The sequence below is a fragment of the Flavobacterium sp. GNP001 genome, assembly GCF_054343775.1.
On the sequence record NZ_JBTGUX010000007.1, the window covers coordinates 1 to 2,221 of the forward strand.

The window sequence follows — 2,221 nt, forward strand, 5'->3', positions numbered from 1 at the left end:
CACTGTTCCAGCAGGCTTGACATTGAATGCAAATGGAACCATAACGGTAAATGCGAACACACCATCAGGAAGCTACACAGTAGTTTACGAAATCTGTGAAGTAGGCGCAAGTCCAATAAATTGTAAGCAAGCAACTGCAACAGTTGTAGTTACTAATGAGTTAGTAGCAAACAACGATACACCAGCAGCAGTTTCAGTAGGCGATAGCACACCAAGTGTTGTAGTTAATGATACTTTAGATGGTAATCCAGTAGTAATCGGAACTAACCCAGGTCAAGTAACATTGACAGGAGTAACCGTTCCAGCAGGCTTGACATTGAATGCAAATGGAACCATAACGGTAAATGCGAACACACCATCAGGAAGCTACACAGTAGTTTACGAAATCTGTGAAGTAGGTGCAAGTCCAATAAATTGTAAGCAAGCAACTGCAACAGTTGTAGTTACTAATACTTTAGTGGCAAACAACGATACACCAGCAGCAGTTTCAGTAGGCGATAGCACACCAAGTGTTGTAGTTAATGATACTTTAGATGGCAATCCAGTAGTAATCGGAACCAACCCAGGTCAAGTAACATTGACAGGAGTAACCGTTCCAGCAGGCTCGACATTGAATGCAAATGGAACCATAACGGTAAATGCAAACACACCATCAGGAAGCTACACAGTAGCTTATGAAATCTGTGAAGTAGGCGCAAGTCCAATAAATTGTAAGCAAGCAACTGCAACAGTGTTAGTTACTAATACGTTAGTGGCAAACAACGATACACCAGCAGCAGTTTCAGTAGGCGATAGCACACCAAGTGTTGTAGTTAATGATACTTTAGATGGCAATCCAGTAGTAATCGGAACCAACCCAGGTCAAGTAACATTGACAGGAGTAACCGTTCCAGCAGGCTTGACATTGAATGCAAATGGAACCATAACGGTAAATGCAAACACACCATCAGGAAGCTACACAGTAGCTTATGAAATCTGTGAAGTAGGCGCAAGTCCAATAAATTGCAAGCAAGCAACCGCAACAGTTTTAGTTACTAATACGTTAGTTGCAAACAACGATACACCAGCAGCAGTTTCAGTAGGCGATAGCACACCAAGTGTTGTAGTTAATGATACTTTAGATGGTAATCCAGTAGTAATCGGAACCAACCCAGGTCAAGTAACATTGACAGGAGTAACCGTTCCAGCAGGCTTGACATTGAATGCAAATGGAACCATAACGGTAAATGCAAACACACCATCAGGAAGCTACACAGTAGCTTATGAAATCTGTGAAGTAGGTGCAAGTCCAATAAATTGTAAGCAAGCAACCGCAACAGTTGTAGTTACTAATACGTTAGTGGCAAACAACGATACACCAGCAGCAGTTTCAGTAGGCGATAGCACACCAAGTGTTGTAGTTAATGATACTTTAGATGGTAATCCAGTAGTAATCGGAACCAACCCAGGTCAAGTAACATTGACAGGAGTAACCGTTCCAGCAGGCTTGACATTGAATGCAAACGGAACCATAACGGTAAATGCGAACACACCATCAGGAAGCTATACAGTAGCTTATGAAATCTGTGAAGTAGGCGCAAGTCCAATAAATTGCAAGCAAGCAACCGCAACAGTTGTAGTTACTAATACTTTAGTGGCAAACAACGATACACCAGCAGCAGTTTCAGTAGGCGATAGCACACCAAGTGTTGTAGTTAATGATACTTTAGATGGCAATCCAGTAGTAATCGGAACCAACCCAGGTCAAGTAACATTGACAGGAGTAACCGTTCCAGCAGGCTTGACATTGAATGCAAATGGAACCATAACGGTAAATGCGAACACACCATCAGGAAGCTACACAGTAGTTTACGAAATCTGTGAAGTAGGTGCAAGTCCAATAAATTGTAAGCAAGCAACTGCAACAGTTGTAGTTACTAATACTTTAGTGGCAAACAACGATACACCAGCAGCAGTTTCAGTAGGCGATAGCACACCAAGTGTTGTAGTTAATGATACTTTAGATGGCAATCCAGTAGTAATCGGAACCAACCCAGGTCAAGTAACATTGACAGGAGTAACCGTTCCAGCAGGCTTGACATTGAATGCAAATGGAACCATAACGGTAAATGCAAACACACCATCAGGAAGCTACACAGTAGCTTATGAAATCTGTGAAGTAGGCGCAAGTCCAATAAATTGTAAGCAAGCAACTGCAACAGTTGTAGTTACTAATGAGTTA

The 2,221-nt window shown here is 41.9% G+C and carries 1 protein-coding gene; it reads left to right on the forward strand.

What is annotated here, in order from left to right:
• On the forward strand, nt 1-2,221 hold a 2,221-nt coding region (locus tag ACXX8U_RS14360), incomplete at both ends, for a beta strand repeat-containing protein (protein ID WP_458566464.1).